This is a genomic window from Xanthomonas dyei, assembly GCF_002939865.1.
Taxonomy (GTDB): Bacteria; Pseudomonadota; Gammaproteobacteria; order Xanthomonadales; family Xanthomonadaceae; genus Xanthomonas; species Xanthomonas dyei.
In genome coordinates, this window is sequence record NZ_MDEE01000037.1 from 1 (window position 1) to 25,863 (window position 25,863).

Genomic DNA, 25,863 nt, shown 5'->3' on the forward strand with positions numbered 1-25,863 from the left:
AAGTGAAACGCAGCTGCGCCGATGGTAGTGTGGCTCAAGCCATGCGAGAGTAGGTCATCGCCAGGGGCTTTACCCGAAACCCTCAGTCCAACCGGACTGAGGGTTTCTTCTTGCCTGGCCGTTAGAAAAAATAACTGCAACTCAGCCAAACACGTGCACCGCTTGCCTCGCCACAAACGACAGGCACATGGCTGGTTGGCGCGTACCAGCCAATCTGCATTGCGTTACGTGAGTTCGGACCACGTGCAGCTAGGCAACGATGACCCACACCACATGCGTCGCTCACAAAACCTTGCTCGCAAACCCTTGGCTGTGCTCCTGGAGACCGCTCTCTGGTGGCTGACTGACCGCCGCTTGATTGCTTTTCAGCATGCGGACCTCCATATCGTGCCGTGCCGGTGCGTGACCGGCTGTTGCTGGATGCGCTGATGCCGGAATTGCCTGAAGTCGAAACTACGGTGCGCGGCCTAGCGCCGCATTTGGTCGGGCAGCGCATCCATGGGGTGATCCTGCGTCGGCCGGATCTGCGTTGGCCCATTGCCGAGCAGATCGAGCGCTTGCTTCCTGGAGCTACCATCACGCACGTCCGTCGACGTGCCAAGTATCTGCTGATGGATACCGATGCTGGTGGGAGTGCACTACTGCATTTGGGAATGTCGGGGAGCTTGCGTGTACTGCCTGGTGACACGCTGCCGCGCGCACATGATCATGTAGATATAAGCCTGCAGAACGGGCGTGTGCTGCGCTTCAATGACCCGCGACGGTTTGGTTGCCTGCTGTGGCAATCCGACACCCAGGTGCATGAGCTGCTTGCTGCGCTAGGTCCGGAACCATTATCTGAGGCATTTACTGGCGATTATCTCTATGCGCTATCGCGCGGTCGTCGCGCTGCAGTCAAAACCTTTCTGATGGATCAGGCAGTGGTTGTCGGCGTGGGAAATATCTATGCCGCTGAGAGCCTGCATCGTGCCGGAATCAGCCCCTTGCGCGAGGCCGGAAAAGTATCACTCGAGCGTTATCGGAGCCTGGCGACCGCGGTAAAGGAGATCTTGGGATATGCGATCCAGCGCGGCGGCACGACATTGCGCGACTTCATCAGCCCGGACGGGGCACCTGGCTATTTCGAGCAGGAACTGACGGTCTACGGTCGCGAGGGTGAGCCCTGCAAACAGTGCGGGCGGGCCTTGAAACACGCAACGATTGGACAGCGCGCGACGGTGTGGTGCAGCAGTTGCCAGCGTTGAGGTATGGCAGGATTTTTTTAACAGTTCCTGTTGCCTCCCGGATCAGATGGATCTTCGCGATCGATGTGCAGCCTCAACGGATAAGCCGCCGGCCGAGCGATCAATGGTTCCGCCTTCGCAGTAACAAGATGCAAACGGCTAGTTTCCACACGTGCACCACCCCACAATCGCTACGTCCTGCATTTGGAACTGCGTTATGCCCATGTCACGGCCTCTTTTCATTCTTCTGGTGACTGGCGGGGTACTGGCGTTATCGCTTCCTGGCAAGGCGCATGCGGATGAGCCCGCGACAACCGGCCTCGCGCCAATAGAACGTATCCAGCTGCGCAACGATGCAGTGGAGCTAACCGCTACGCCGGCATTTGGTGGACGCGTACTGTCCTTCAACCTGCGCGGACACCCTAGTGTGTTGAAGATCGGAGCGGCAGTGGATCGCCAGCCCGCGCCTACGGTGTCTGCTAGCGCAGGCGATGTTCCGTATCTCGGTCATGATGTGTGGGTGGGGCCGCAAAGTCAGTGGTGGCTGCATCAGCAGGTCAATCTTGAGCGCAAAGCCGCCGCTGCGGTGTGGCCGCCGGATCCGTATCTCTCGTTGGCCAGTACGCGGGCCGTGGTACGTGGACCGACCGAGATGAGCCTGCTGGGCGTGCCCAGCCCGGTGACGGGCGTGCAACTGAGCAAGCGCATCGCGTTGTCCACTGCACGCGCGGACACGGTGGAGGTCCAGGCCACGGCGCGCAATATTCGCAAGGATGCGATCGCTTGGGACCTCTGGTTCAACACCCGCGTTGCGGCCAGTACGCGGGTCTTCGTACCGGTGGCCGATGCCGGCGATATTCGGGTGCAACCGCCGAGCGAGCCAGGCACGGTGCCGCCCGTGTTCGGTCACCATGCGGGCGTTCTGGCGTTGCGTGCCGACGTACGTGATGACGGCATGGTCCAACGCGGCAAGGTGTTGCTGCAACCATCGGCGGGCTGGATGGCCGGCTTTGCCGGTGCGCAGGTGCTGGTGATCCGCTTCGTGCATCAGCCGTTGGCCGCGATCCATCCGGAACAAGGACAGGTGGAGCTGTACCTGGATGCCCCGCCGCTGCATCCCGACCAGGGCTTGCTGGAAATGGAGGTGCATGCACCGTATCGCCAGCTTGTGCCAGGTGCGCAGATGCAGGCGCACGAGCAGTGGACGTTGCTGCAGTACAGCGGACCGGACGATGTGCGGGCGCAGCGGCGCTTCCTGTGCAGCAAGGCGACAGAGCTGGCTTTGGACAACGCGTGCGAAGCCGCAGCTGCGGCCCCTTGACGCGCGCGCGCGTCCACGCCGGGCTTGTTGGCTATGATGTCGCCCAATCCCCGATCAGATCGATGCGCATGCAACGACGCCACTTCCTGAAGAATGCCGCTGCCGCCTTGGCCGCGCTCGGTTTACCGGCATTGCCGCAGTGGGCGTTGGCGGCCAAGGCCGTGGGGCTGCGTCGGCTCGGGCAGCCGCAGCCGTTCGACTATGCGTGGCTCAAGGGGCAGGCGCGTGCGCTGGCCAAGGCGCCGTACAAAAGCCACAAGCAGGTGCTGCCGGGGCCGCTGGAAGCGTTGAACTGGGATCAGTATCAGTCGATCCGCTATCGGCAGGACCATGCGTTGTGGGCCGACGGCAATGGCAAGTTTCAGTCGAAGTTCTTCCACCTGGGGCTGTACTTCCACACCCCGGTGCACATCTACGACATCGTCGATGGCAAGGCCCAGCAGCTGGCCTACGACCCGGCTGCGTTCGATTACGGCAGCAGCGGGCTAGGCGGCAAGCAGTTACCGAAGGATCTGGGCTTTGCCGGCTTCCGGCTCAACACGCGCAAGGACACCGATCGCGACTTTTCGGCGTTTCTGGGCGCGAGCTATTTCCGTGCGGTGGGCAAGGAAGGCCAGTACGGACAGTCGGCGCGCGGGCTGGCGATCGATACCGGCACCGGTGGACCGGAAGAGTTTCCGGATTTCATCGCCTACTACCTGGAGCAGCCGGCCGACGACTCCGACACCGTGGTGGTCTACGGCCTGCTGGATTCGCCCAGTGTCGCCGGCGCCTACCGCTTTGCCATCACCAATGGCGACGTGCTGGTGATGGATATCGACAGCGCGCTGTACCCGCGCAAGGCCATCGAGCGGCTCGGCATCGGCCCGTGCACCAGCATGTACCAGGTCGGCGAAAACGACAGCCGGATGGATTGGGACTGGCGCCCGGAGATCCACGACACCGATGGCCTGGCGATGTGGACCGGCGGTGGCGAATGGATCTGGCGGCCGCTGTGCAACCCGCCGCATCTGCGCTTCAACATGTTTGTCGATGAAAACCCGCGTGGGTTCGGGCTGTTGCAGCGCGACCGCAATTTCGACCATTACCAGGACGACGGCGTGTTCTACGAGAAGCGCCCGTGCCTGTGGGTGGAGCCCAAGAGCGGTTGGGGCAAGGGCTCGGTGCAGTTGGTCGAGATCCCGACCGTGGACGAGACCTTCGACAATATCGTGGCGTTCTGGAACCCGCAGGCCAAGCCGCAGCCGGGACAAGAGCTGTTGATGGGCTACCGGTTGTATTGGGGCGCCCAACCGCCGGCCAGTTCGCATTTGGCGCATTGCGTGGCCACCCGCACCGGGTTGGGCGGCATCGTCGGGCAGAAGCGCAGCCATTTTTCCTGGCGCTTTGCGGTGGACTTTGCCGGCGGAGACTTGCCTGGGTTGGTGAAGGATGCCAAGACCAAGGTCGAAGCGGTGATCCAGGTGTCGCGCGGCACCACGGAGATTGTCTCGGCGCGGCCGTTGCATGAGCTCAAGGGCTATCGGGCCATGTTCGACCTGGTGCCGCCGGATGACAGCATGCAGCAGATCGATATCCGCCTGTACCTGCGCGCCAACGGCAAGCCGCTGACCGAAACCTGGCTCTATCAATGGACGCCGCCGCCGGTGAGCGAGCGCAAGATCTATTGAGTGTGTGCCGGTGCGCGCGGGTGCGCATCGCGTGGTTTCGTCTGCAACGCGGCGTCTTTGTAGAGCGATCCCGGGCGATCGAAGCCGGAAGCGAAGATGCTGCAGTGATCTCGGCGCGGTGAGTGGATGCCGCACCAGAACATGCGTGTCTCCAAAAGCGCCTGTCTAAGGACGCGCTTCTGTAGCGCAACCGCACTGCTGCAGGACGCGAACGCCGCCGTGGGGCGGTAGCGCCGGGTTTAAGCACTCAGGCCGAGGTGGTGCCGCTGACCAGGTGCATGCGCGCACGTGGTCGTGCGCAGGCCAGCTCCACGCGGAAGCAGGTGCCGTTCTTGCCGCTGGTGATGTGTAGCTCGCCCTGGTGCGCCTGTGCGATCTGCGCGGCCATGTGCAGGCCCAGATCCACTTCCGGCACGGGGCGGCCGGCGGTGTGTACGTGGGTGGAGGCGTGCAGCACATCCAGCCGGCGTGGGTCGATGCCATCCAGATTGCAAACCTCGATGCGCAGGCGGCCGTGTTCGGTGACCGCAACTGCCTTGATCAACGAACTCGGCTGCCCTTGCACCACCGCATTGATCATCATGCTGCCGAACATCTGTGCCAGCCGCACTGCATCGCCATGTACCGGCTCGTCGATGGCCACATGCGTGGACAGCACCTGGTTGGGGTAGGCGGCCCGAGTTTCGTCGACCACCTGCGATAGCGCATCGAGCAGATCGCTGCCGTTGGCGTAGTCCAGCTGCAGCCAGTCGCGCTCGATACCGCGCGCGAAATCGCAGGCGAAGTCGATCAGTTCTTCCATGCGTTGCAAGCTGCGTTGCAGGCAGCGGATGGCGCCGCCCTGGCGCTGGTTGAGCGGGTCGATGGCGAGCATGTCCACCACCGCATGCATGGACTGCAGCGGATTGCGCAGGTCGTGGCCGAGGATGCCGATGAACTCTTCGCGCAACCGCGCCGAGGCGCCGGCGCGGCCCAGTTCGCGGCGTGCGCGCCGCGATTCCTGCGCGCTCTCTTCGGCGCGCTGTTCGGCCTGGATCTGCGCGGCCAGCAACTGCGCGAGCAGCTCGACCTTTTCCACCAGCTGCTGGTCCATGACCCGCGGCAGCGGGTCCAGCGCGCACAAGGTGCCGAACACGCTGCCATCGTCGAAACGGATCGGCACCGAGACGTAGCTTTCGAAGCCATACAGCCGCGGCGAGGGGTGGTCGCGATAGACCGGGTCGTCGGAGGCATGCCCGAACCACACCGCGTTGCCCTTCACCCGCACGCTGTCGCAGAAGGTGGTGGCCAGCGGCAGCTCGTCGCCCGGCATCAGACCGAAGGACAGCTCGTCGCGCACCTGGCAGGTGATCCAGCGCGCCTCGGTCACCCGCGCGACAGCGGCAAAGCCCATGCCGGTGAGGCGAGTCAGGATGTTCAGCACATCGGGAACCGACGATAGCCGGCCAACACGCGCGATATCGGCGCGTAACTCGGGGGGAAGCGTACCCATGTGTGCCTCCCGACAAGTGGATGGTCGCCAGTTTACAGGACTGTGGTTGGGCCTGGTTGTGCGCCAGGCCGCTGCAAGCGATGGCAACGATACGCCTTGTCGGCCGGTGCCGCTGATGCCGTTGCCAAGACATGCCTGCACCGGTTTCGCGATGCATTCGCAGCATATGGCTCAACGCCAATGCGCGTTGGCGATCAGGCAAACCGCCGCCGATGGACGTGTCGCTAGTGCAGCTGTCCAGCGGCGCGATGACTCCACCGCGCCGACCAAGGCGACGGATGATTCGTGCGTTCGTGCCACACCGTCATCTACCGCTGACGGCGTCGCCATGCGACGTGTGGCGGAATGAGCGGGCACTGCCCGGCGCAGGCCGGACGGACCGAAGCCGCGGTGTCGCCAGTCGGCAGGATGCCGGTCACTCAGGCGTCGGCAGACGGCAGCGGCAAGGCGATTTGCAGTGGGTCGATGCGGCCTTCGCCGCGCATGATCTTCTTGAACTCGGGGCGGCTGACCGACACGTAGCGCTCGTTGCCGCCGATCTCCACTTGCGGGCCGTCCTGCACCGCATGCCCCTGCGCGTCCACGCGCACGGTCATGGTGGCCTTGCTGCCGCTGTGGCAGATGGTCTTGATCTCCTCCAGCTCGTCGGCCCAGGCCAGCAGGAACTGGCTGCCTTCGAACAGCTCGCCGCGAAAATCCGTCCGCAGGCCGTAGCACAGCACCGGGATGCGTAGCCGGTCGACCACCTCGCTCAACTGCCAGACCTGTGCACGGCTGAGGAACTGCGCCTCATCGACCAGCACGCAATGCAGGGCGCCCTGGGCGGCGATGTCGCGTTCGACCAGCTGCTGCAGTTCGGTGTCGCGATCGAACGCGCGCCCGTCTGCACGCAAGCCGATCCGCGATGCGACCACGCCGCTGCCGGCGCGGTGGTCGAGTTTGGGCGTCAGGATCAGCGTGCGCATGCCGCGTTCGCGGTAGTTGTGCGCCGACTGCAGCAAGGTGGTGGTCTTGCCGGCATTCATCGCCGAATAATAGAAATAGAGCTTGGCCATCGGGCGATTTTACCGGGCCGGGCGGCTGCATGCAGCGCGCGCTATTGGTGAGTGCTGCCGCGCGGGCCAACGCGGGCGGGCGCTGCTGCCGTGCCGCCGCACCTGCAGACCTGGCGCGACAGAACCATTCCCCTGCCGACCTGAATCCATTGCGCCGGCCAGCCGCAGGCCGCCCCGGTACAATGGCGCGCTCTGTCGGAAGCCTCTATGCACGGTCTCAATCCCCCGCAAAGCGCCGCGGTGCTGCACTGCGAAGGTCCCTTGTTGGTGCTGGCCGGTGCCGGCAGCGGTAAGACGCGCGTGATCGTGGAAAAGATCGCGCATCTGATCGCGATCGGCCGCTATCCGGCCAAGCGCATCGCCGCGATCACCTTCACCAACAAGTCGGCCAAGGAAATGCGCGAGCGTGTGGCCAAGCGCATCCGCGGCGATGGCGCCGATGGCCTGACCATCTGTACCTTCCATGCGCTGGGGCTGAAGTTCCTGCAGATCGAACATGCCGCTGCCGGCTTGAAGCGCGGTTTTTCGATCTTCGATTCCGACGATGCTGCCGCGCAGATCAAGGACTTGATGCATGGCGCCAAGCCCGACGCGATCGAAGATGCCAAGAACCTGATCTCGCGCGCCAAGAATGCCGGCCTGTCGCCGGAACAGGCGATGGCCGCGGCGCGCAGCAACCGCGAGAAGGAAGCCGCCAGCCTGTACGAGCGCTACCAGGCGCGATTGACCACCTTCAATGCGGTCGACTTCGACGATCTGATCCGCCTGCCGGTGCAGATCCTGGAAGCCAACGAAGAGATCGTACTGGGCTGGCGCGAGCGCATCGGCTACCTGCTGGTGGACGAGTGCCAGGACACCAACGATGCGCAATATCGCCTGCTGAAAATGCTGGCCGGCCCGCGCGGCAACTTCACCTGCGTGGGCGACGACGACCAGAGCATCTACGCCTGGCGCGGCGCCAACCCGGAAAACCTGCAGCAGATGGGGCGCGATTACCCGGCGCTGGAAATCATCAAGCTGGAACAGAATTATCGCTGCTCCAATCGCGTGCTGCGCGCGGCCAATGCGCTGATCGCGCACAACCCGCACGAGCATTTGAAGACGCTGTGGAGCGACCAGGCCGACGGCGAACGTATCCGCGTGTGGGAATGCCGCGACAGCGAGCACGAAGCCGAAAAGGTCGCTGCGGAGATTTCGTTCCTGGGCACCGCCAAGCAGGTGCCGTGGAGCGATTTCTGCATTCTGTTCCGTGGAAACTTCCAGTCGCGGCCGCTGGAAAAAGCCTTGCAGCTGCTGCGCGTGCCGTATCACCTCACCGGCGGCACCGCGTTTTTGGAGCGTCAGGAGGTCAAGGACGTGCTGTCGTGGCTGCGCCTGATCGTCAACCCCGAGGACGACGCGGCGTTCTTGCGCGCAGTGCAATCGCCCAAGCGCGAAGTGGGGGCGACCTCGCTGGCGCGGTTGGCCGAGCTGGCCAGTGCGAAGTCGGTGCCGATGTCGCGCGCGGCCGAATCGATGGGCGCATTGCAGCACCTTCCGCCGCGCGCGGCCAATGGCCTGAGTGCCTTCACCGATATCCTGCGCGACATGCGCGAGCACGCGGCGACCATGCCGGCCGGCGAATTGGTGCGGACGCTGGCCGACAAGTCCGGCCTGCTCAACGACCTGCGCAATCAATCCAAGGACGACACCGGCTTCCAACGCCGCAAGCGCAACCTGGACGAGTTGGCCGAGTGGTTCGAAGGCGGCCCACGTGGCGCGAGCGCCAGCGATCTGGCCGCGCAGCTGGCGCTGTTGTCGCGCAACGACAAGGACGACGGCGGCAACCAGGTGCGCATGATGACCATGCATGCGTCCAAGGGTCTGGAGTTCCGCTATGTGTTTATCGTCGGCTGCGAAGACGGTGTGCTGCCGCACGAAGTGAGCCTGGAAGAAGGCAATCTGCAGGAAGAGCGCCGTCTGCTGTACGTGGGCATCACCCGCGCCAAGGAGCAGCTGTGGATGAGTCACAGCAAGCTGACGCGCAAGTTCGGCGAGCATGTGCGGCTCAAGCCGAGCCGGTTCTTCGATGAGATTCCGGCCGAAGAACTGCAGCGCGATGGTGCCGACCCGGTGGCCGATGCCGAACGCAAGAAAGAGCGTGCCAGCGCCGGGCTGGCGGCGATCCAGGCGTTGTTCGACTAGCCACGGCTGATCAAGCCACCGTGCTTGTCGTCGGATGGGCGCGGCCGGTGCGTGGTTAGCGTTTGGCACCGCGGTCTGGCACGCGCCAGCGTATTGGCGGCGGTGCGCCGGCCGTTCCAGGCGTGTCATGCGCTTCAATACGCATGCGAGTGGCTGCTGCACGGATCCGTACACTGCCGCATTGCATTGCATCGCGGCAGTGATCGGTTGTCGAAAGACTGGCGTTTGCTGCGCGCGGAATGGATTGTGACCATCGACATCGACATCGACATCGACATCGACATCGACATCGACATCGACATCGACGTGCCAGGTTGGCGACACGTGCATGCACGGCGCGGATCGTCTGCTGGATGATTGCCGGACCCACCTGGCTGTAGCGCGCCGAGGCTTGCCAGCGGCACACCCGCACGGCAGTCTGGTTTTTCCTGCTGCAGGAGTGCGCTGTGACTGTCGTGATCGAAACCCCGCGCTTGCGCTTGCGCACGCTCGATCCCGAGCGCGATGCCGATGCGATATTGACGCTGGTCAACGACCCCGGCTTTATCGCCGGCATCAACGACCGCGGCATCCGGACCCGTGAGCAGGCGAGCGCGCATCTGCGCGAGTGGGCGCAGGCGCATCACGACATGTACGGGTTTGCGCATTGGGCGCTGGAGACGCGCGACGGGTCCACCTTCATGGGGACGTTGGGTTTGTTGTGCCGCGACACCTTGCCGGTGCCGCATCTCGGCTTTGCGCTGTTGCCGGCTTATCGCGGCAAGGGCTATGTAAGCGAAGCCGGGCGTGCGGTGCTGGACTATGCACGTGATGTGCTGGGGCTGGCCCGGCTGTGCGCGATCGTGTCGCCGGACAATGCCGCTTCCATTCGCGCGCTGGAAGCGCTGGGGCTGCACCGCGAGGGCCTGCGGGTGTTGAGTCCCGGCACCGACGCGCTGGCGTATTACACGATCGATCTTGCTCCCGCCGACATGGACAGCACCCCAGGTGTGCGGCACCCTGCCGGCCTGCCTCCGACTGCCTAAGGACACCCGCATGCCGCTGCTGGTCAATGCCTATTCCACGTTGCGCGAACCGCGCTGGCCGGACTTTCTGCCGCACGACGCCGTGCAGCATCGCGACCATGCCGACCCGGAGCTGGCCAACCATCTGCATGGCTTTGTCGGCTACGTGAATCAGGCGGGCGACGGGCAAATGACCCAGTCGCGGTACCACCTGATGCGGCATGTGCAGCGGGTGCGGCAGCACTTCAGCTTCGAGGTCGACGACAGCGCGTTTGGCGATCTGGCGCAGTGGGCCGAGCAGGCCAATGCGGTGTGTTTTCTGGCCGACGGCAGCGTGCGCGACCCGCAGGGGCGTGTGCTGATCAGCCAGGGCGAGCCGGCGCTCGATGACCAAGCGCAGGTGCCGTACCCGCCGGACGCGCGCGAGCGGCGAGCGCATCATCTGGCGCAGCTGAGCGCACAGGGCATCCGCGTACCGCCGAGCTTGCCGCCGGTGGCCGGTGAGGGCGAAGCGCGGGTGCGCGAGGCGACGGCGGTGACGCAACGGATGCTGGCGTTGTTTGCGGTGGCCTTGCGCGCGGAGATGCTGGCCGCCGGCGATGCGCCACCGGCGTTGGAGGAGGTGGAGACACGCTTGCCCGGCGTGACGGCTGCACTGTCGCCGCAGGAGCGCACTTTCTTCGCCGAGGCGCACCCAGAAGACCAGATGCTGGCCAATTTTGGCTTGCGTTACGAAAGCCTGACCGTGTTGCAGTGGGCGCTGGGCCTGGCCGACAGCTTGCCGCAGCCGACCGCCCTGTGCGACGTGCCGCTGGCCGCGCAGCGCGCGCTGGAGCATGCGCAGGCGCCTGCGCGCACGTTACTGACGCTGCGGCCGCTGCCCGAACTGCTGGATGCGTTGGACCTGCATCTGCGCCTGCACTGGGCCGTGCGCCAGGCCGGTCACACCCAGCAGGCACCGCCGGCCGGCATCGTGCCCGGCGTGGTGTACGAGCGCCATTACGCGCTCAACTGGCTGCTGTACTTCGAAGATGCGGACTGGGACGAGGTGGATACGCCGACCTGAGCGGAGCGCGCACCGATCACGTCGGGGCTAAGCGTCCCTCAAGGGATGCATCCGCATGGCGTTGTGGCGTCGCGCCTGCCACGGCGTGTGGTTCTCACACGCGCCAGGCAAGCGCCGAACAACGCGTCCGTGTGGTTTCGAGCAACACCGCTGGCCATCTTCGCTACGCGCAGGCGCTGGATGTTCAGCAGGGCAGGCCGCCGCGTTGGAGCGACATCCCAGGTTCCCCCGTCATGCTGCGCGTTGTTCGGACCTTCCCTAGCCGAGGAAGGACATGGCGTGGGTCAGCGAGCGGTCGGTCTGCAGATCCAGCAAGCGGCCGTGCGCGTCATGGAACAGCAGATGGCCGGACTGCTCGCGCACCTTGACCGTGCTGCCCGCAGGCCAGTCCAGCGACGCAACGATGCCACCGTCATGGTGGCGCACCACCAGATAGCGCGAGCCGTGCGGCCAATGCAGGCCAACCAGGAATCCCGCTTCAAGCGCCACCACGCTCGAGCCATCGGGCGCGCCGAATGCGGCACTGTGTTCGTTCAATCGGCACTGACGGGCGCTGCCGATGTGCTGGTAGTGCAGGTAACTGTCGCCATTTGGATCGGTGCGCACCTCCGTTTGCTGTGCGCTGCCGAGCCGATGCGCGAGCACCGGCGCTTGCGGGTCCACGTGCAGGGGATCGCGCGGCTTGAGGCGTCGCGCGGGCAGGCTGTAGGTCCAGTCCTCCAGGTGCTCGCCGGCCTGCACCAGATACACCTCGCAATCGCTGAAGAATCCCGCCGCAATCACCGGGCCGGGCAGGTCGCCGACATGCCACAGCACGCTGTGCAGATCCTTGTCGGTATCGACCACCAGCAGCCGGTTATCGACCACGATGCTCCAGCCGATTCCGCTGTAGCTGGGCGCGGCATGCTGCAGCGCGAGCTGGCCAAGGTCGCGCACCGCATGGGTGATCAAATCCAGCCGATGCACGGTGGACACGCGCTCACGGGGGGCGATCGCCAGGGCGACCTGCCCGCTGTCGGCGATGACCACGCCAAAGGCCGGCGCCGGGTAGCGCCGCAGCAGGCGCCCGTGTGTGTCCACCACCGCCGCGCCGGCTTCGCCCAGGGCCAGCAGATAGCGGCGACCCGGGAGTGCAGCGACATCGTGGATTGCCGCTAGGCCGGCTTGCGGTGCCTGCAGTCGCAAGGTGGTGGCGCTGTCCCAGAGATTGGATTGTTTGGCTGCGACGTGTGGTTTGAAGGCTGGAATATCCGCGCTGAGCAGGGGGTCCTTGGCCAGTTTCAGCAGCGTGGTCAGATCGCCGACGGACAGCCTGTTGCGGGCGAACGCATGATCGGCGGCAATCGCCGGCAGCAGCTGCCGCGCCAGTTGTTGCAGCGAGCGGTTGGGGACAGCATCCACCAGCAGCGCGGCTGCCATGTCGCTGCGCGGTGCGGGATCGGCGCTGGGGTCTGCAATCGCGGCGATGCGGTCTGCGTGGTGTTCCAGCGTGTCCGGCAACAGCTGCGCGCGCTTGACCAGGGCGCGTGCGTGCACCGTGCTGCCGGCCTGTTCTGCGGCCAGCAGCCACTGCGCGGCCTGGTGGCGCGCGTTGTGCAACGGCCACACCGCGTCCACGGCGGCCAGCCAGTCGCCGGCCTGCACCAGCGCCTGGCCCCAGTCCAGCCGCAGCGCGTCGGCCAGTGCGCGGTCGGTACCGTGCAGCAGCTGGATGGCGGCGGCAAAGGCGCCATCGCGGCGCGCGACCTGCACCGCGCGCGCGTGGTCGCCGGCCAGCATCAGCAGCCGGATGATCATCGCCGCCGACATGTCCCAGCCCAGCGCCAGCTCCGCGGCCTGTTTGTAACGGGCGTGCTTGACCAGATAGTCGAGCGCTTCCTGGCGCGCATTGAGCAATTCGGCCAGCACGAACACCGCACGATCGATCTGGCCTTCGCGGTCCAGCCGCGCGAAGGCGCTGCGATAGGTCGCGCGCAGATGCGCCTGCAGCTCTTCGCCCAGGCCGATGCTGGTGCCGGCCCCGCGCGTGCGCGACAGGCTCAGGTCGCTGCGCCGCTGTGGCACCCCGAACGCCTGCCCCAAGGATTCGCCCAGGCCATCGAGCGGCAGCGCGTTGCGCAAGGCTTCGTCCAGATCGCCGCTTTCGAACTGGCGCAGCATCCGGCGCATGTAGGCGCCCTGGTGACGTCCGACCAGACTGGCCATGCGTGAGGCAACCAGTGCGCGGGCCAGCCGCGTGCGCCAGGCCGATACCGATGCGGCGCCCCGGCGTGCCGGCACGGTCGTCTTCTGCCCGGTGGCGGTGTCGGCGCCAGACGCTGTGGATCCGTTCGATGCCGGTGCGTGCTCGCGGCTCAAGCTGCGCTGAGCGCGCGCCAGCAGGCGTTGCCACAGCGTGGTGTTCTGCACGGCGGGGCGCTGTGTCTTCAGCGCGTGCAGGAATGCATCGCGCTCTGCGCTGGCTGGCGGGACGGCATTGCCCAGCAATTGCCGCAGCGGTTTGCCGCGCAGCCGGTCCACCTGCAGCGGTGGCTCGCTCGGGCGGCAGTCGTAGGGCATGTGCAGCGGGTAGCCGGACACGTCGATCGCCTCGGAAGGATCCAGCGCCACCGCGTGTTGCCACTGCAAGGCGATCACCTGGGCGCCATGGACCAGGCCGATATCGGCCGGGGGCAACTGCGCCGCCTCGGCGGCAGTCAACGCGCCCGAGAACAGGCCGCCGTGCACCTGGCACAGCGCCAGGCCGGGCGCCTGCTCGCAGACCAACGCACGCGGCGCGGCGAAGCACAGCACATCGCCGTCGGCAAAGCGCAGCGCCCGGCTACCCGGTTGCCAGGCACAGATAATCCTGGCCAGGCGTTGTTCCGGGTTGAGCCACGCTGCCGAGAACCACAACGCCGACACCATCTGGCTGCCGTGCCACAGCGGATAGCGCACGCTGCTGCCCGCGTTGTCCGTGCGCGCCGGGCTAGTCATGGCCGGGTTGCTCGGCCTGGCCTTGCACGACCATCAACGGGGTCAGCCCGCCATCGCCCAAGATCCACGCCTGCCCCTGCAGGGTCACCAGTGCGACCCGCGCACCATCGCTGGACACCGCCGCAGCGCTGATCTCGCTGGCGGCGCGATGCAGGGTCCGCCGGCCGCTGGCCCCGATGGCGAGCAGCGCGCGGCGATCGGCGCGCAGCACCAGTAGCAGGCTGTGCTGCGGCGCGTCCGGGTCGCCGATCAGGCCGATCGGTCTGTCGCCGGACGCCACGATCGCCTCGAATTCCTGAAAGCCGTCGGCAGGGCCTCCGTGCAGCACCCGGTAAGCCAGCGAGCGGTCGCCGCCGGCCTGACGGCTTGCCAGTTCGAGGGCGATGGCGCCACGCCACTGGTCCTCCTGGACCAGGTTGCGCAGCAACACGACCGGCGGGCGCGACCCCAGCGCCAGCTGCAGGATGAGGTCCTGCTTGCCGTTGCGATGCAGGCGCAGCACCCGCAGTTCGCCAGCGACATGGGTGGCGTAGACCGCGTGTTCGGCATCGCCTTGCGCCAGCGCCACCACCTGCCCGGCGAGCTCGCTGCCTTGCGCAACCCGCTGCCGCTGGTTGGTATCGCGCGTCCAGGTCATCAGCCGGCCGTGCTGGTCCCACAGCAGGAACCGCTGTGGCTTGCCGCCGCTGTTGAGCCACACGCATGGACGCAGCCGCACCTGGCCGGGTGCGGGGCAGAGGCTCTGCCCGCCGGCTTCGATGGAGCCGTGCATGCCATCGAGATTCCAGAACGCGGCCTGCTCCCCGAGAGCGACGATGCCGCCCACGTGCTTGTTCTGCGCCGTCAGGCACAGCGGCTGACCGCCCTGCGCCCATTGGTGGTAGCGCGGCGCCGCCCGTTTGGGGATGTCGGCGGGCTGCACCTTCACCATCGCGCTGCGGTAGCCGTCTGCCAGCAGCAGCGCCACATGGCTGCCGTCCGGGCTGAACAGCGGCGCGTGGCGCAGCGAAAACTTACCCTTGACCACGTGGTTTGCGGTGTCGGCCTCGGCGGGGCGTTGCGTGTCGGTGAAGTGCCCAAGCAGCAGCTGCCTGGCGGCCATGCTGGCAGGCACCGGCAACCGGCTGCTGCGGGTGCCGTGGCGCGTTTGCAGCACCACCTGCAGATGCGCATCGGCCGCAGGCACGATGCTGGCCTGGTGGTGGAATGGCGCCACACGCACCGGTTGCGCGCCGATCCACCAGCACTCGCTGGTGGTCGGGGTCGCGCTTGCCCACTGCGTGGCCCAGGTCTGCGCGTGCTGCGGGCCGGTCGCCTCGAAGGTGCGGCCCTGCAGCAGCTGTTGCAGCCGGGCAGGGCTGTCGGCGTCGTGCAGGTCGCCGGGCAGATGCGCCAGGCCCCAGACAAAGCGCGCATTGGCGGCCTGCGCACGGCGTGCCAGCAGGATCCACAACGCGATCTGTGCCAGACGCGGCGCGCCCCATTGCGCCGGACCGGCATCGAAGATCGCCACCAGGCGCGCATCGCGCGCGCGGGTCCGCATGCGGGGCACCAAGAACAGGTGCTCGGCATGCGCGGCGCGGCGCAGGAATTCTTCCGGCAGTGCGTCGGCCAGTGCCCACTCGCTCAGCAGCAGGTGGTCGTAGCTGCCGCGCCGACGCAGGTCGTCGATACCGTCCGGCTCGCTGTCGCCATCGCGGCGGCGCAGGCTGTCACGGCCGAGCAAGGGGTCCAGGCGCAACAACCAGGTGCCGAGCTGGGAGGCGATGTCCGGGTCGAACCAGTCCAGCCACAGCCGCCAGGCCTGGAGCGGGGCGGGCACCTGCAGCGCGGCGCTCACGCGGCCTCCCAACGCTGACGGATCTGCGCCACGATCTCGGCACGCGCCGGCAGCAACCGATGCAGCGGCAGCACCAGTGCGGGTGATCGCAGCAGCAACAGCGGCTGCGGCCCGTGTTGGCGGCGCAGCGCACGCTCCAGCAGCTCCAGCGGAAGCGCGGGGCGTTCGGCGGTGGGCAACCACAGGCCAGCGGCGTCCGCGCGCGGTGCCACGTACTGCACGCCGTTGGCCCAGGGTAGCTGCGGCGCAGGGCCGGTCAGCAGCAACGAATGTGCCGTGGCGGTGACCAGCAAACCCGCGCCGTCGGGCAAGCGCGCCCATGCCGCCAGCAACGCGCGTGCGGCCTCGCCCACGCCGATCACCCCCTGCGGGACGACCGGCAGCGGCTCGTCCTGCCACGACCAGGTCACGCGGCGCTGCCGATCTGCTCGATCAGGCGCGTGCGTTCGTGGGCCAGCTCGCCTGGCAGCGAGGTGGCCGTGAAGTTGGCATCGATCTCGCGCAGCAAGGCTTCGGCCATGGTGCGCAGGGCCGGATTGTGCTGATCCTGCAGGCAAGACTGGGCCGCCTCCACCAGCCGCGCAGTGCGCGAGAGCGGTTGCAGGGCGGCTTGTTCGACGGCCGCGCGCAAGGTGGGATTGGCAGCGGCGGCCAGGGTGCCGCGCAGCAGGTCCTGTGCGCTGGCTTGCTGCGCGCGCGTGGGCAGCACGTAGAACAGCGGCCACAGATCGGCCTCGCTGGCCTGGGTGCGTCCAGCCAGCACGCAGGCGGCAGCGATCAGCCGCTGGGTCTTGACCAGGCGACGGTCCGACAGCTGCACGCCTGCGCCGCGCAATGTCCGGATCGCCGCGGCGAGCGCCGTGCGCGCGCCATCCATGTCCACCGCACGTGCCTGTTCGCACAGCAGGTCCAGGTCAGCCAGCCCGGCCACAGGCTGCAGCGGCGCACGCTCGGCCTGCCATCCGCCGGCCAGCAGCGCTTCGAGCTGATGGTCTGCCACCGGGTCGACGAACAGATGCAGCAGGAAGCGGTCGCTGAAGGCCGCCAGCGCGTCGTCTTCCGGCAGCGCGTTGGCCGCGCCCACGCACAGGCGCAACGGGCAATGCAGGTCGGTCTGGCCACGCCGGAAGCGGCGTTCGTTGAGCAGCCCGAGCAAGGTGTTGAGGATGGCGGTGGAACCCAGGAAGACTTCGTCGAGGAAGGCGATGTCCGCTTCGGGCAACATCCCGGTCACATCGGTCTGCACGCTGCCCTCGCGCAATTTGCGCAGGTCCACCGGGCCGAATAATTCAGCCGGTTCGGTGAAGCGGCCGAGCAGATACTCGAAATAGCGGCCGCCCAGTGCGGCGGCGACGCGCCGCACCACTGCGCTCTTGGCGGTGCCCGGCGGGCCGATGATCAGCAGGTGTTCCTGCGCCACTGCTGCGAGCACGATCAATTCGGCCAGCTGATCGCGCTCGATCAATCCGGTGGTGGCGGCCTGGACGGTGGCGCGAATGCGCGCGGCGGCGGGATGGGCATGCATGCGATCGGTCCTTCGAACAAAACGTGCGGCGCGGTGCAGGCACCGGTGACCGCCTGTGGAACGGGCAATGGAACGGTGGCGCATGGCATTAACGAGGTTGCCATGACCGTGCGGGTATCCTGCGACCTCACCGAGCCAGGGAGGCAATGCAATGACGATCGGCGAGTATTCGGAATTCTATCGCGGCAAGCGCGTGGTGGACTTCAGTGTGGACCAGCCCGCCAGCGGCGGCGACGTGGTGTACCGGCTGCGGCAGGAGTACGAAAGCGAAGGCAGCCAGGCGGAGTTGCTCGACACCCTGCTGGCGCAGGTCGACCCGGCCAGCATCCAGGCATTGATCATCGGCCCGTGGCGCGAATCCTACGAGGAAGGCCCCAGCGGCTATCTGCAGCGGCTGATCGAACGCCGCGACGAACTTACCGCGCTGCGCGCGCTGTTCGTCGGCGACATGGTCTGCGAGGACTGCGAGGTGTCGTGGATCATCCAGACCGACTACACCCCGCTGCTGGCCGCCTTTCCGGCGCTGCAATCGCTGCGTGTGCGCGGGTCGTCCAAATTGGTGCTGACCCCGTTCACGCATACGCAGCTGCAGGAACTGGCGATCGAATGCGGTGGGCTGCCGTCTGCCATCGTGCAGGCGATCGCCGACTCCACGCTGCCGGCGCTGCAGCACCTGGAGCTGTGGCTGGGCGTGGAGGATTACGGTTACGACGGCGATCTGGGCACCTACCAGCGGCTGCTGGCAGCCATCGGCCCGGAGCGTCTGCGCTATCTGGGGCTGCGCAACGCCGCCAACACCGACGAACTGGCGACCTGGCTGGCTACCCAGCCGTGGCTGGGCAGCCTGGACACGCTGGACCTGTCGCTGGGCACCATCGGCGATGTCGGTGCGCGGGCGCTGGTCGAAAGCACGCAGCTGGGCCAGCTGCAGCGGATCGACCTGAGCCACCACTACATTTCTGCCGACTGGCAGGCCCGTCTGGCGACGCTGCCGGCCACGGTGATCCTGGAAGAGCACGAAGAGGAAGACGAAGACGAGCGCTACGTCGCTGTCTCCGAATGACGTGAGCGCGCATTGGGTGTTGGTGGGGCCGCGAGGCAGCCGCAGGGTCGCCGCCCTGCAGCAGGCATTGCAGGCGCAGGGGCAGCCCGCGGCGACGGTGTTCGATTATCTGCAGCTGCTGGACACCGCCGCGCCGTTGCAGGACTGGCTGGCGCAGCATCCGGCCGCGCTGGTCAAGCTGGAATCGCCGGGCGAGGCGCCGGCGTTGCATCAGGCGCTGATCGTGCGCGGTTGGCATTGCCTTGGACAGCCAGGGCCGGCACCTGCGCTATTGGCGCATGGCGAACTGGCGCATCAGCACCTGTGGCATGCCGGGTTTGCAGACCTGCTCGCAACCTTGCCGGCCGCGCGCTATCTCAATCCACCGGCGGACCTGCTGGCAATGACCGACAAACTTGGCTGCCAGCAACGCTTGGCCGCGGCAAGTGTCAGTGTGCCGGCCCTGCTGGGTACGGTCGACAGCTACGCCGGCCTGCGCGAATGCTTGCAGGCCAGCGGCTGCACCCAGGCATTTCTCAAGCCGCGCTACGGCTCCTCCGGTGCCGGCGTGCTGGCGTATCGCTGGCATCGCGATGGACGCCAGATCGCCAGCGGTTCGGCCGAGCTGGTGGTACAGGATGGCCAGGTGCGCGTGTTCAACGCCTTGCGCCAGCGCCGCTACACCCGCACCGACGAGATTGCGCCGCTGGTCGATGCGATCGCCGCGCAGGGCGCTTACCTGGAACAGTGGATTCCCAAGCCGCGCGCGCCCGGCCTGCCCGGTTATCACTACGACCTGCGCGTGGTCGCGTTCGACGGCGCAGCGCGGCAACGCGTGGCGCGTGCCAGCCGCGGCCCGTTGACCAATCTGCACCTGGGCAACCGGCGCCTGCCGGCGCAGGCCTGGCAGAGTGCCGACGTGGATGCGGCGGTGGCCAGCGTCGTGGCGCAGGCGGCCAGCGCGTTTGCCGACTGTCGCATGATCGGTTTCGACCTGATCCAGCGCGCCGGGCGCTGCCATGTGCTGGAAGCCAACGGCTTTGGCGATCTGCTGCCGCAGCTGCGCTGGCAGGGACGCACCACCTACGAAGATCAGGCAGCACTCGGCGCCGTCGCTGCCGCTGCTGGCATGACCGTCGACACGCGCCAGGAGGGCCTGCTGCATGGCTGAGCTGCTGCCGGACATGCGCGCGATTGTCGGTGCGCACGACATCGTGCTGATCACCTTGGATACGCTGCGCTACGACGCTGCGCAGCGCTGTTTTGCGCGGGGCGAACTACCGGTGCTGGCGCCGTATCTGCCGGCCGACGGCTGGGAGCGGCGGCACACACCGGGCAGCTTTACGTATGCGGCGCACACGGCGTTTTTCGCGGGGTTTTTGCCGACTCCCGCGCGCCAGGGACCGCATCCGCGCCTGTTTGCGCTGGCCTTCGATGGCAGCGAAACCATCGTTGCGCAGACCCAGGTGTTCGCCGACAGCGGCACTATCGTCGATGGCCTGGCACGTTGCGGATACCACACGCTGTGCATCGGCGGCACCGGTTTCTTCAACAAGCGCAACGCGCTGGGCGCACAGTTGCCCGGCCTGTTCCGCGAGAGCCACTGGTCGCCGGAGTTTGGCGTCACCGCCGCCGATTCGACCGAGCGCCAGGTCGCGCTGGCCTGCGCACGCCTGGGCGACCCCGCGCTGCGCGAGACCCGCTGTTTTCTGTTCATCAACGTCTCGGCCATGCATCAGCCCAATTGCCATTACCTACCCGGCGCGGTGCGCGACGATCTCGATAGCCACTGCGCCGCGCTGCGCTATGTGGATGCCGCGCTGGCGCCGTTGTTTGCCGCACTGCGTGCGCGCGGCGGTGCGTTTGCCATCGTCTGTTCCGATCACGGCACTGCCTACGGCGAGGATGGCTACCATGGCCATCGGCTGGCCCACGAGGTGGTGATGACCGTGCCTTATGCCCATTTCCTGGTGACCCCATGAGCCTGCCTTCGTTGGCCCAATTGCTGCGCCAGCCGCCGTATCAGGCCTATTCGTACTCGTATCCGCACAAGACCAGTTACCGGCCGCTGCAGCCGGCCGTGCCGTTGTCGCAGGTCTGGGCCGACGAGCCCCGGCAAGCGCTGTTTCTGTACCTGCATATTCCGTTCTGCTCGTACCGCTGCGGGTTCTGCAATCTGTTCGCACTGGCGCGGCCGGCACCGGCGCAGGTGGAGGCGTATCTGGCGCAGATGGAGCAGCAATTGCGCGCCACAGTGCAGGCATTGGGCACGCACCGCTTCGTGCGCTTTGCGATGGGCGGCGGCACGCCGAGCTATTTGGATCCGGCGCAATTGCAGCGCGTGTTCGACATGGTGGACCGCCACGCGACGATTGCGCTGGACACCATTCCGGCCGGCATCGAGGTGTCGCCGGAAACCGTCGATGCCGAGCGGCTGCGGGTCTGCCGGCAGGCCGGCATCGATCGCGTCAGCATGGGCATCCAAAGTTTCAGCGCTGCCGAAGTGAGCGCACTGGTGCGGCCGCAGCAACGCGACACGGTGGAGCGGGCGATCGTCATCATTCGCGCCCAGGACATTCCAACGCTGAATCTGGATCTGATCTACGGCATCGCCGGGCAGACCGTGGACAGTTTCCTGGCCTCCATCGACAGCGCATTGCAGCATGCGCCCGAAGAACTCTATCTGTACCCGCTGTACGTGCGTCCGATGACCGGCCTGGGCCGGATCGAGGCCAAGGCGGGCACGCGACGCAGCTTCGTGCTGCAACCCGAGCCGCTGGACGAGCGCCTGGTGCTGTACCGCGCCGGGCGCGACCATCTGCTGGCGGCCGGCTACACGCAGGTGTCGATGCGCATGTTCCGCGCCCCGCATGCACGCGATAGCGAGGCGCCGGTGTACTGCTGCCAGAGCGATGGCATGGTGGGCATCGGCTGCGGCGCGCGCTCGTATACCGCCGGCCTGCACTACTCCAGCGAATACGGGGTCAGCCGGCGCTCGGTGGCGGAGATTCTCGAGCACTATCTGGCGCGCGATCCGGCCAGCTTCGCCTGCGCCGACTACGGCATTGCGCTGGATGCCGACGATGCCATGCGGCGGCATGCGATCCAGTCGCTGTTGGTGTTTCCGGGGCTGGACTGCGATGAGTTCCGTCAGCGCTTCGGCCGCGATTGCCTGGATGCCTTGCCGCAGCTGCAGGAGTTGCTGGCGCTGGGTCTGGCGCAACGGCACGGAGCGCTGCTGGCGCTCACCGCCGCAGGCATGGAGCGGGCCGACACCATCGGCCCGTGGCTGACCTCGGCGCCGATTGTCGAGCGTATGCAGCAGTACCAGGTCGGGTAAGCGGCCGATGCATCTGTCATTGCTCTATCGCGGCCGGCTGAGCAGCTGCAATTACGCCTGCGATTACTGCCCGTTCGCCAAGACCTACGACAGCCCCGCCGCGCTGCGTCGCGACGCGCAGGATCTGGCGCGGTTTATCGGCTGGGCACAGGCGCAGACGCGGCCGTTGTCGATCCTGTTCACGCCCTGGGGCGAGGGCCTGGTGCGGCGGCATTACCGCGAGGCGATGGTGCAGCTGAGCCAGCTGCCGCAGCTGCGCCGCGTAGCGATCCAGACCAACCTGTGCACGGGCATGCGCTGGCTCGACGCGGCCAATCTCGACCGCCTGGCGTTGTGGTGCACCTACCATCCCAGCCAGGTGACGCGCGCGGCCTTCCTGCGGCGCTGCCAGGCGTTGCGCGACCGCGGCGTGCGCCACAGCGTGGGCATGGTCGCCGCGCACGCGCACATGGACGAGATCGAAGCGCTGCGTGCGGCCTTGCCCGACACCACGCCGATGTGGCTCAACGCCTTCGATCCGCGTCCGCCCGATTACTACACGCCCGAGCAGGTACGGCGCTTGAGCCGGATCGATCCGCATTTCGGCTACAACCTGACCCCGCCGCCGAGCTTCGGCGCGCCCTGCCTGACCGGCGAATCGGTGTTGTCGGTGGATGGCGACGGCACCGTGCGGCGCTGCCACTTCGTCGATACACCGCTGGGCAATCTTTACGACGGCAGTTTCGCGACGCAGTTACGTGCCCGCAGCTGCCCCAATGCGCGATGCGATTGCTTCATCGGCTATGCGCATCGGCCGGACCTGCCGTTCCAGGCCGACTATGCAGGCGGCGTGCTGGAACGGGTGCCGGCGACGGCGTAAGCCGGCCACTGCAGACTGGTGATTCGCCCCGGAGCGGCTGATAGCCCCCGACGCGCGTTCTTCGGCGGAATGGATGCGCGACGGAAGCGGAGTGCGCACGTAATGCCGCCCCGAAGATTGCGGCGTGCGCCCTGGCCTTCGCGCACGAACATGTCGATGGTCTGTTCGATGCGTTCGGCAAAAGGTCTTCGCTCCACGGCAGCAACAGCTCGGTCTGCAGGAACGGGTACACCGTGCGACCCAGCCGGATCAGACCGGCGCGGCTCATGCGGCGGTTGTTCTGGAAGCAGCACGCCACCCACGACGCGGCGGCGCAGTCGCTTCAATCCCCGCGTTTACTCGCCCAAGCGGGTACGCAGCTCGGTCACCTGCTCGCGCAGTTCCTGCAGCTGCTCTTCCAGACTCTGCACCCGCGCTTCCAGAGCGGCGGTGTCGGCGCCGCGTGGCGTGCTTTCGCGCGTTGCGGCTGCGGCCTGCAGCGCGTCGAGATCCAGCTCGCCACTGAGCAGGTGGGCATAACGCTCTTCGCGCTGGCCGCTGGCGCGCGGCAGTTGTACCGCCAGGTTGCGCTGGATCAGCCGGTCCAGGTGATGGCGCACGTCGTCGGTATCGTTGAAGCGCGCCAGCCGCTCGCTGCGCGCGAACAGCTCGCCCAGGGTCTGCGGTCCGCGCAACAGCAGCAGGCCGATCAGGGCCACTTGCTGGCGCGTCAGATCCAGCACGCTGCCCAGCCGGTGTTCGTAACGTTCTGCACGCGAGGAGAACTGCTGGCGCACCAGTCCTAGCGTTTCCAGCTGGCGCAGCGCGTGATGCACCACGCCGGTCTGCAGGTTCAGTACCGGCTCGCGCGCGGTCTTCTGGTTGGCGGCCACCTGTGCGGCGTTGACGGTGAGCGGGTAGGCGTCCGGGGTGGTCGCTTCCTTTTCGATCAGGCAACCAAGCACGCGGGCCTGAGCGGCATCGAGGACGGGCGGTGGCGAGGTCTCTGTCATGGGTGGCTCCAGGGGCGATCAGCCCGCAAGGATATGCCGATCCGGCATCGGCGTTCTTCGGCCCCTGCGATCGTGCAGCGTGGCGTGTCGGTATGGATGCGCCATTGCGGCGCCGGAGCCGGCAGCTGACGTGCGCGTGGGGACGCAACCAGCGCCGCCATCCGGCCACCGGCCGTCGCACCGAAAACCCGGATCGACCAGGCCAGCGGCGGTGTGCCTTTGCGGCTCTCGAATGCAGCGCCTTCGGCAGCGGCGAGCGGTGCGGCGCGAACCCGCTAAAATTGCGCTCTTCATTACCGCTCCTGTTCTGGTGGATGCCATGCGCCCCTCGCTTTACGCACCGTTGTCCTTGCTCGCCTGCACTGCGCTGGCCTTGAGCGCCTGCAAGCCCGGCCAAGAGGAGATGGGCGAGCGTGCGCAAGCCGCTGCCGTGTCGGCCAACGCGGCAGCCAGTGCCGCTGCGGCGAAACAGGCCTCCACGCCCACTGCCAGCACCGCCCCAGCCGGCGACGACAACCTCAACGCGGTGCTGTGGATGCAGCGCTCGGAGGAATACCGTGCGGTGGCCGAGCAGACCTACCGCGCTGCGGCGGACAAGCTCGATGCCGCGCTCAAGCAATCCAATTGGGATGCGCTGGTGCCGGAAGAACGCGACAATGCCGCTACCGGCCTGAAGCCGGCGGTGGTGCTGGACGTGGACGAGACCGTGCTGGACAACTCGCCCTACCAGGCGCGCCTGCTGCGCGATGGCAAGGAGTACGACGAATTGAGCTGGGACCAGTGGGTGGCCGAGAAGAAGGCCAAGCCGATCCCCGGCGTAGTGGATTTCGCCAAGGCCGCCAACGCCCGCGGCATCACCCTGATCTACATCTCCAACCGCGCCGTGCACCTCAAGGACGCCACCCTGGCCAATCTGCGCAGCGCCGGCCTGCCGGTGGCCGACGACAGCGTGTTCCTCGGCCTGGGCACGGTGGTGCAAGGCTGCGAGCAGAACGGCAGCGAGAAGAACTGCCGTCGTCAGTTGGCTGGGCAGACCTACCGCGTGTTGATGCAGTTCGGCGACCAACTGGGCGACTTCGTACAGGTGACCGCCAACACCAGCCAGGCGCGCGGCGCGTTGCTGCAGCAGTACCACGACTGGTTCGGCGAGCGCTGGTGGATGCTGCCCAATCCCAGCTATGGCGGCTGGGAGCCGGCGCAGTTCAACAACGATTATTCCCAACCCTGGCAGACCCGCCACGACGCCAAGCGCGCCGCACTGGAGCTTGCACGATGAGCCGCCCCCCCTTGCCGCTGGCCGCGCACGAGCGGCTGATCTTCGCGTTGGACGTGCCCAGCCATGACGAGGCGATCGCCTGGGTCGACCGGTTGGGCGACTCTGTGGCGTTCTACAAGATCGGCATGGAGCTGCTGGCGTCGGGCGAGTACTTCCATGTGCTCGACGCCCTGGCCAAGCGCAACAAGCGCGTGTTCGTCGACCTGAAGTTCTTCGACATCCCCGCCACCGTGGCCGGCACCATCCGCCGGCTATCGCAATGGCCGGTGAGCTATTGCACCGTGCACGGTTGGCACGCCGGCATGCTGCAGGCCGCCGCCGAGGCCAACCAGGGCGACATGCGCCTGCTGGCAGTGACCGTGCTGACCTCGATGGGGCGTCCGGACCTGGCCGCGATGGGCATCGACCGCGAACCGGTGGACGTGGTGGTGGAGCGCGCGCTGGCCGCCCAGGCCGCCGGCATCGACGGCGTGATCGCTTCCGGCCAGGAAGCCGGCCCGATCCGCCGCGCCACCGGCCCGGCCTTTTCGATCGTCTGCCCCGGCATCCGTCCCGGCGGCCCGGTCGGCGACGACCAGCAGCGCACCGTGGGCGTGGCGCAGGCCTTCACCGATGGCGCCGATGCGATTGTCGTCGGCCGGCCGATCCGCCTGGCCGCCGACCCGGCAGCGGCGGCGGCCGCTATCCAGGCCGAGATTGCGATGGCAGTAGTGCGATCTCGCGAGTAAGGCACCCCTAGTTGTTTGCAATGACGCAAGACACGCCGCTTCATCGGCCGCGCGCTTGGCGTGGGGGAATCACCCACGCAGGGTAAGGCGTAGCCCGCTGGTGAGGATTGCGTGAAAGCCTGAATCTGTATTAGCAGGCGACCTAGACGGTGACCATCGTCTGCATGGATGTCGATGTGCGCTAGTGTCTGCGCCATATCCGCCAAGGACGGTGTGGCCGCAGCAACTAACGTTGCCGGACACTGCCGATACGGGACACCGGCTTCGGAT

Annotated in this window: 21 protein-coding genes and 1 pseudogene; 14 read left to right on the forward strand and 8 right to left on the reverse strand. The window is 66.9% G+C overall.

Features of this window, described 5'->3' with window-relative positions; all coding sequences use genetic code 11:
- Positions 1-428 precede the first annotated feature (428 nt).
- From mutM to XdyCFBP7245_RS18790, 3 genes are all read left to right on the forward strand, one after another.
- Positions 429-1,244 carry a bifunctional DNA-formamidopyrimidine glycosylase/DNA-(apurinic or apyrimidinic site) lyase gene (mutM, locus tag XdyCFBP7245_RS18780; RefSeq protein ID WP_104617008.1) on the forward strand — a complete coding sequence of 272 codons (816 nt, stop codon included), beginning with the start codon at positions 429-431 and terminating at the stop codon, positions 1,242-1,244.
- A 196-nt stretch (positions 1,245-1,440) separates the two neighbouring features.
- Positions 1,441-2,544: a DUF4380 domain-containing protein gene (locus XdyCFBP7245_RS18785; RefSeq protein WP_104616979.1), complete on the forward strand. Its 1,104-nt coding sequence runs from the start codon at positions 1,441-1,443 to the stop codon at positions 2,542-2,544.
- 68 nt (positions 2,545-2,612) lie between these two features.
- Entirely contained in the window at positions 2,613-4,214 is a 1,602-nt protein-coding gene (locus XdyCFBP7245_RS18790; RefSeq protein WP_104617009.1) for an OpgD/OpgG family glucan biosynthesis protein, read from the forward strand.
- 247 nt (positions 4,215-4,461) lie between these two features.
- On the opposite strand, the gene XdyCFBP7245_RS18795 is transcribed toward XdyCFBP7245_RS18790, so the two are convergent.
- Both XdyCFBP7245_RS18795 and XdyCFBP7245_RS18800 read right to left on the reverse strand, forming a co-directional pair.
- The gene (locus XdyCFBP7245_RS18795; protein WP_104616980.1) at positions 4,462-5,706 is read right to left on the reverse strand and encodes a GAF domain-containing sensor histidine kinase; all 1,245 of its coding nucleotides are present in this window, start codon (positions 5,704-5,706) and stop codon (positions 4,462-4,464) included.
- Between the two features lie 419 nt (positions 5,707-6,125).
- Positions 6,126-6,761, reverse strand: coding sequence for a thymidine kinase (locus XdyCFBP7245_RS18800; protein WP_104616981.1), 636 nt, complete (start codon positions 6,759-6,761; stop codon positions 6,126-6,128).
- Between the two features lie 207 nt (positions 6,762-6,968).
- On the opposite strand from XdyCFBP7245_RS18800, the gene XdyCFBP7245_RS18805 reads away from it, so the two are divergent.
- The 4 genes from XdyCFBP7245_RS18805 to XdyCFBP7245_RS18815 all read left to right on the forward strand — a co-directional run bounded on the left by XdyCFBP7245_RS18805 (position 6,969) and on the right by XdyCFBP7245_RS18815 (position 11,015).
- Entirely contained in the window at positions 6,969-8,945 is a 1,977-nt protein-coding gene (locus XdyCFBP7245_RS18805) for a UvrD-helicase domain-containing protein (RefSeq protein WP_104616982.1), read from the forward strand.
- Between the two features lie 93 nt (positions 8,946-9,038).
- On the forward strand, positions 9,039-9,302 hold the full coding sequence (locus XdyCFBP7245_RS23875) for a hypothetical protein (RefSeq protein WP_146091696.1): 264 nt from the start codon (positions 9,039-9,041) through the stop codon (positions 9,300-9,302).
- Positions 9,303-9,373: 71 nt separating this feature from the next.
- The gene (locus XdyCFBP7245_RS18810) at positions 9,374-9,970 is read left to right on the forward strand and encodes a GNAT family N-acetyltransferase (RefSeq protein ID WP_104616983.1); all 597 of its coding nucleotides are present in this window, start codon (positions 9,374-9,376) and stop codon (positions 9,968-9,970) included.
- A gap of 10 nt (positions 9,971-9,980) precedes the next feature.
- Complete coding sequence (locus XdyCFBP7245_RS18815; RefSeq protein WP_104616984.1) at positions 9,981-11,015, forward strand: DUF4272 domain-containing protein; 1,035 nt, start codon at positions 9,981-9,983, stop codon at positions 11,013-11,015.
- 258 nt (positions 11,016-11,273) lie between these two features.
- Here the strand turns inward: XdyCFBP7245_RS18815 and XdyCFBP7245_RS18820 are convergent, their stop codons facing one another.
- Genes XdyCFBP7245_RS18820 through XdyCFBP7245_RS18835 form a run of 4 tightly spaced genes read right to left on the reverse strand, consistent with a single transcriptional unit; the run spans position 11,274 to position 17,356 of the window.
- Entirely contained in the window at positions 11,274-13,991 is a 2,718-nt protein-coding gene (locus XdyCFBP7245_RS18820; RefSeq protein WP_104616985.1) for a bpX6 domain-containing protein, read from the reverse strand.
- Entirely contained in the window at positions 13,984-15,831 is a 1,848-nt protein-coding gene (locus XdyCFBP7245_RS18825) for a hypothetical protein (RefSeq protein WP_104616986.1), read from the reverse strand. The genes XdyCFBP7245_RS18820 and XdyCFBP7245_RS18825 overlap by 8 nt, the downstream gene beginning before the upstream one ends.
- The gene (locus XdyCFBP7245_RS18830) at positions 15,828-16,241 is read right to left on the reverse strand and encodes a bpX5 domain-containing protein (RefSeq protein WP_104616987.1); all 414 of its coding nucleotides are present in this window, start codon (positions 16,239-16,241) and stop codon (positions 15,828-15,830) included. Before XdyCFBP7245_RS18830 ends, XdyCFBP7245_RS18825 begins: the two co-directional genes overlap by 4 nt.
- The gene (locus tag XdyCFBP7245_RS18835; protein WP_104616988.1) at positions 16,238-17,356 is read right to left on the reverse strand and encodes an AAA family ATPase; all 1,119 of its coding nucleotides are present in this window, start codon (positions 17,354-17,356) and stop codon (positions 16,238-16,240) included. The genes XdyCFBP7245_RS18830 and XdyCFBP7245_RS18835 overlap by 4 nt, the downstream gene beginning before the upstream one ends.
- A gap of 151 nt (positions 17,357-17,507) precedes the next feature.
- Between XdyCFBP7245_RS18835 and XdyCFBP7245_RS18840 the strand changes: the two genes are divergently transcribed.
- From XdyCFBP7245_RS18840 to XdyCFBP7245_RS18860, 5 genes are read left to right on the forward strand one after another with little or no spacing between them, the layout of a single operon-like run.
- Positions 17,508-18,419 carry an STM4015 family protein gene (locus XdyCFBP7245_RS18840; RefSeq protein WP_104616989.1) on the forward strand — a complete coding sequence of 304 codons (912 nt, stop codon included), beginning with the start codon at positions 17,508-17,510 and terminating at the stop codon, positions 18,417-18,419.
- A 19-nt stretch (positions 18,420-18,438) separates the two neighbouring features.
- On the forward strand, positions 18,439-19,569 hold the full coding sequence (locus tag XdyCFBP7245_RS18845) for an STM4014 family protein (protein ID WP_104617010.1): 1,131 nt from the start codon (positions 18,439-18,441) through the stop codon (positions 19,567-19,569).
- Positions 19,562-20,380, forward strand: a complete 819-nt coding sequence (locus XdyCFBP7245_RS18850) for an STM4013/SEN3800 family hydrolase (protein WP_104616990.1) — start codon at positions 19,562-19,564, stop codon at positions 20,378-20,380. The genes XdyCFBP7245_RS18845 and XdyCFBP7245_RS18850 overlap by 8 nt, the downstream gene beginning before the upstream one ends.
- The gene (locus XdyCFBP7245_RS18855; RefSeq protein WP_104616991.1) at positions 20,377-21,738 is read left to right on the forward strand and encodes an STM4012 family radical SAM protein; all 1,362 of its coding nucleotides are present in this window, start codon (positions 20,377-20,379) and stop codon (positions 21,736-21,738) included. The genes XdyCFBP7245_RS18850 and XdyCFBP7245_RS18855 overlap by 4 nt, the downstream gene beginning before the upstream one ends.
- Before the next feature lie 7 nt (positions 21,739-21,745).
- Entirely contained in the window at positions 21,746-22,597 is an 852-nt protein-coding gene (locus tag XdyCFBP7245_RS18860; RefSeq protein WP_104616992.1) for an STM4011 family radical SAM protein, read from the forward strand.
- 134 nt (positions 22,598-22,731) lie between these two features.
- Here XdyCFBP7245_RS18860 and XdyCFBP7245_RS24815 read toward each other — a convergent pair.
- A pseudogene (locus tag XdyCFBP7245_RS24815) lies at positions 22,732-22,907 on the reverse strand (hypothetical protein); the annotation flags it as partial.
- 25 nt (positions 22,908-22,932) lie between these two features.
- Positions 22,933-23,589, reverse strand: coding sequence for a YceH family protein (locus tag XdyCFBP7245_RS18865; protein ID WP_104616993.1), 657 nt, complete (start codon positions 23,587-23,589; stop codon positions 22,933-22,935).
- Between the two features lie 310 nt (positions 23,590-23,899).
- Between XdyCFBP7245_RS18865 and XdyCFBP7245_RS18870 the strand changes: the two genes are divergently transcribed.
- Entirely contained in the window at positions 23,900-24,865 is a 966-nt protein-coding gene (locus XdyCFBP7245_RS18870; RefSeq protein WP_104616994.1) for a 5'-nucleotidase, lipoprotein e(P4) family, read from the forward strand.
- Positions 24,862-25,593 carry an orotidine-5'-phosphate decarboxylase gene (pyrF, locus tag XdyCFBP7245_RS18875; RefSeq protein ID WP_104616995.1) on the forward strand — a complete coding sequence of 244 codons (732 nt, stop codon included), beginning with the start codon at positions 24,862-24,864 and terminating at the stop codon, positions 25,591-25,593. Before XdyCFBP7245_RS18870 ends, pyrF begins: the two co-directional genes overlap by 4 nt.
- Positions 25,594-25,863: the final 270 nt, after the last annotated feature.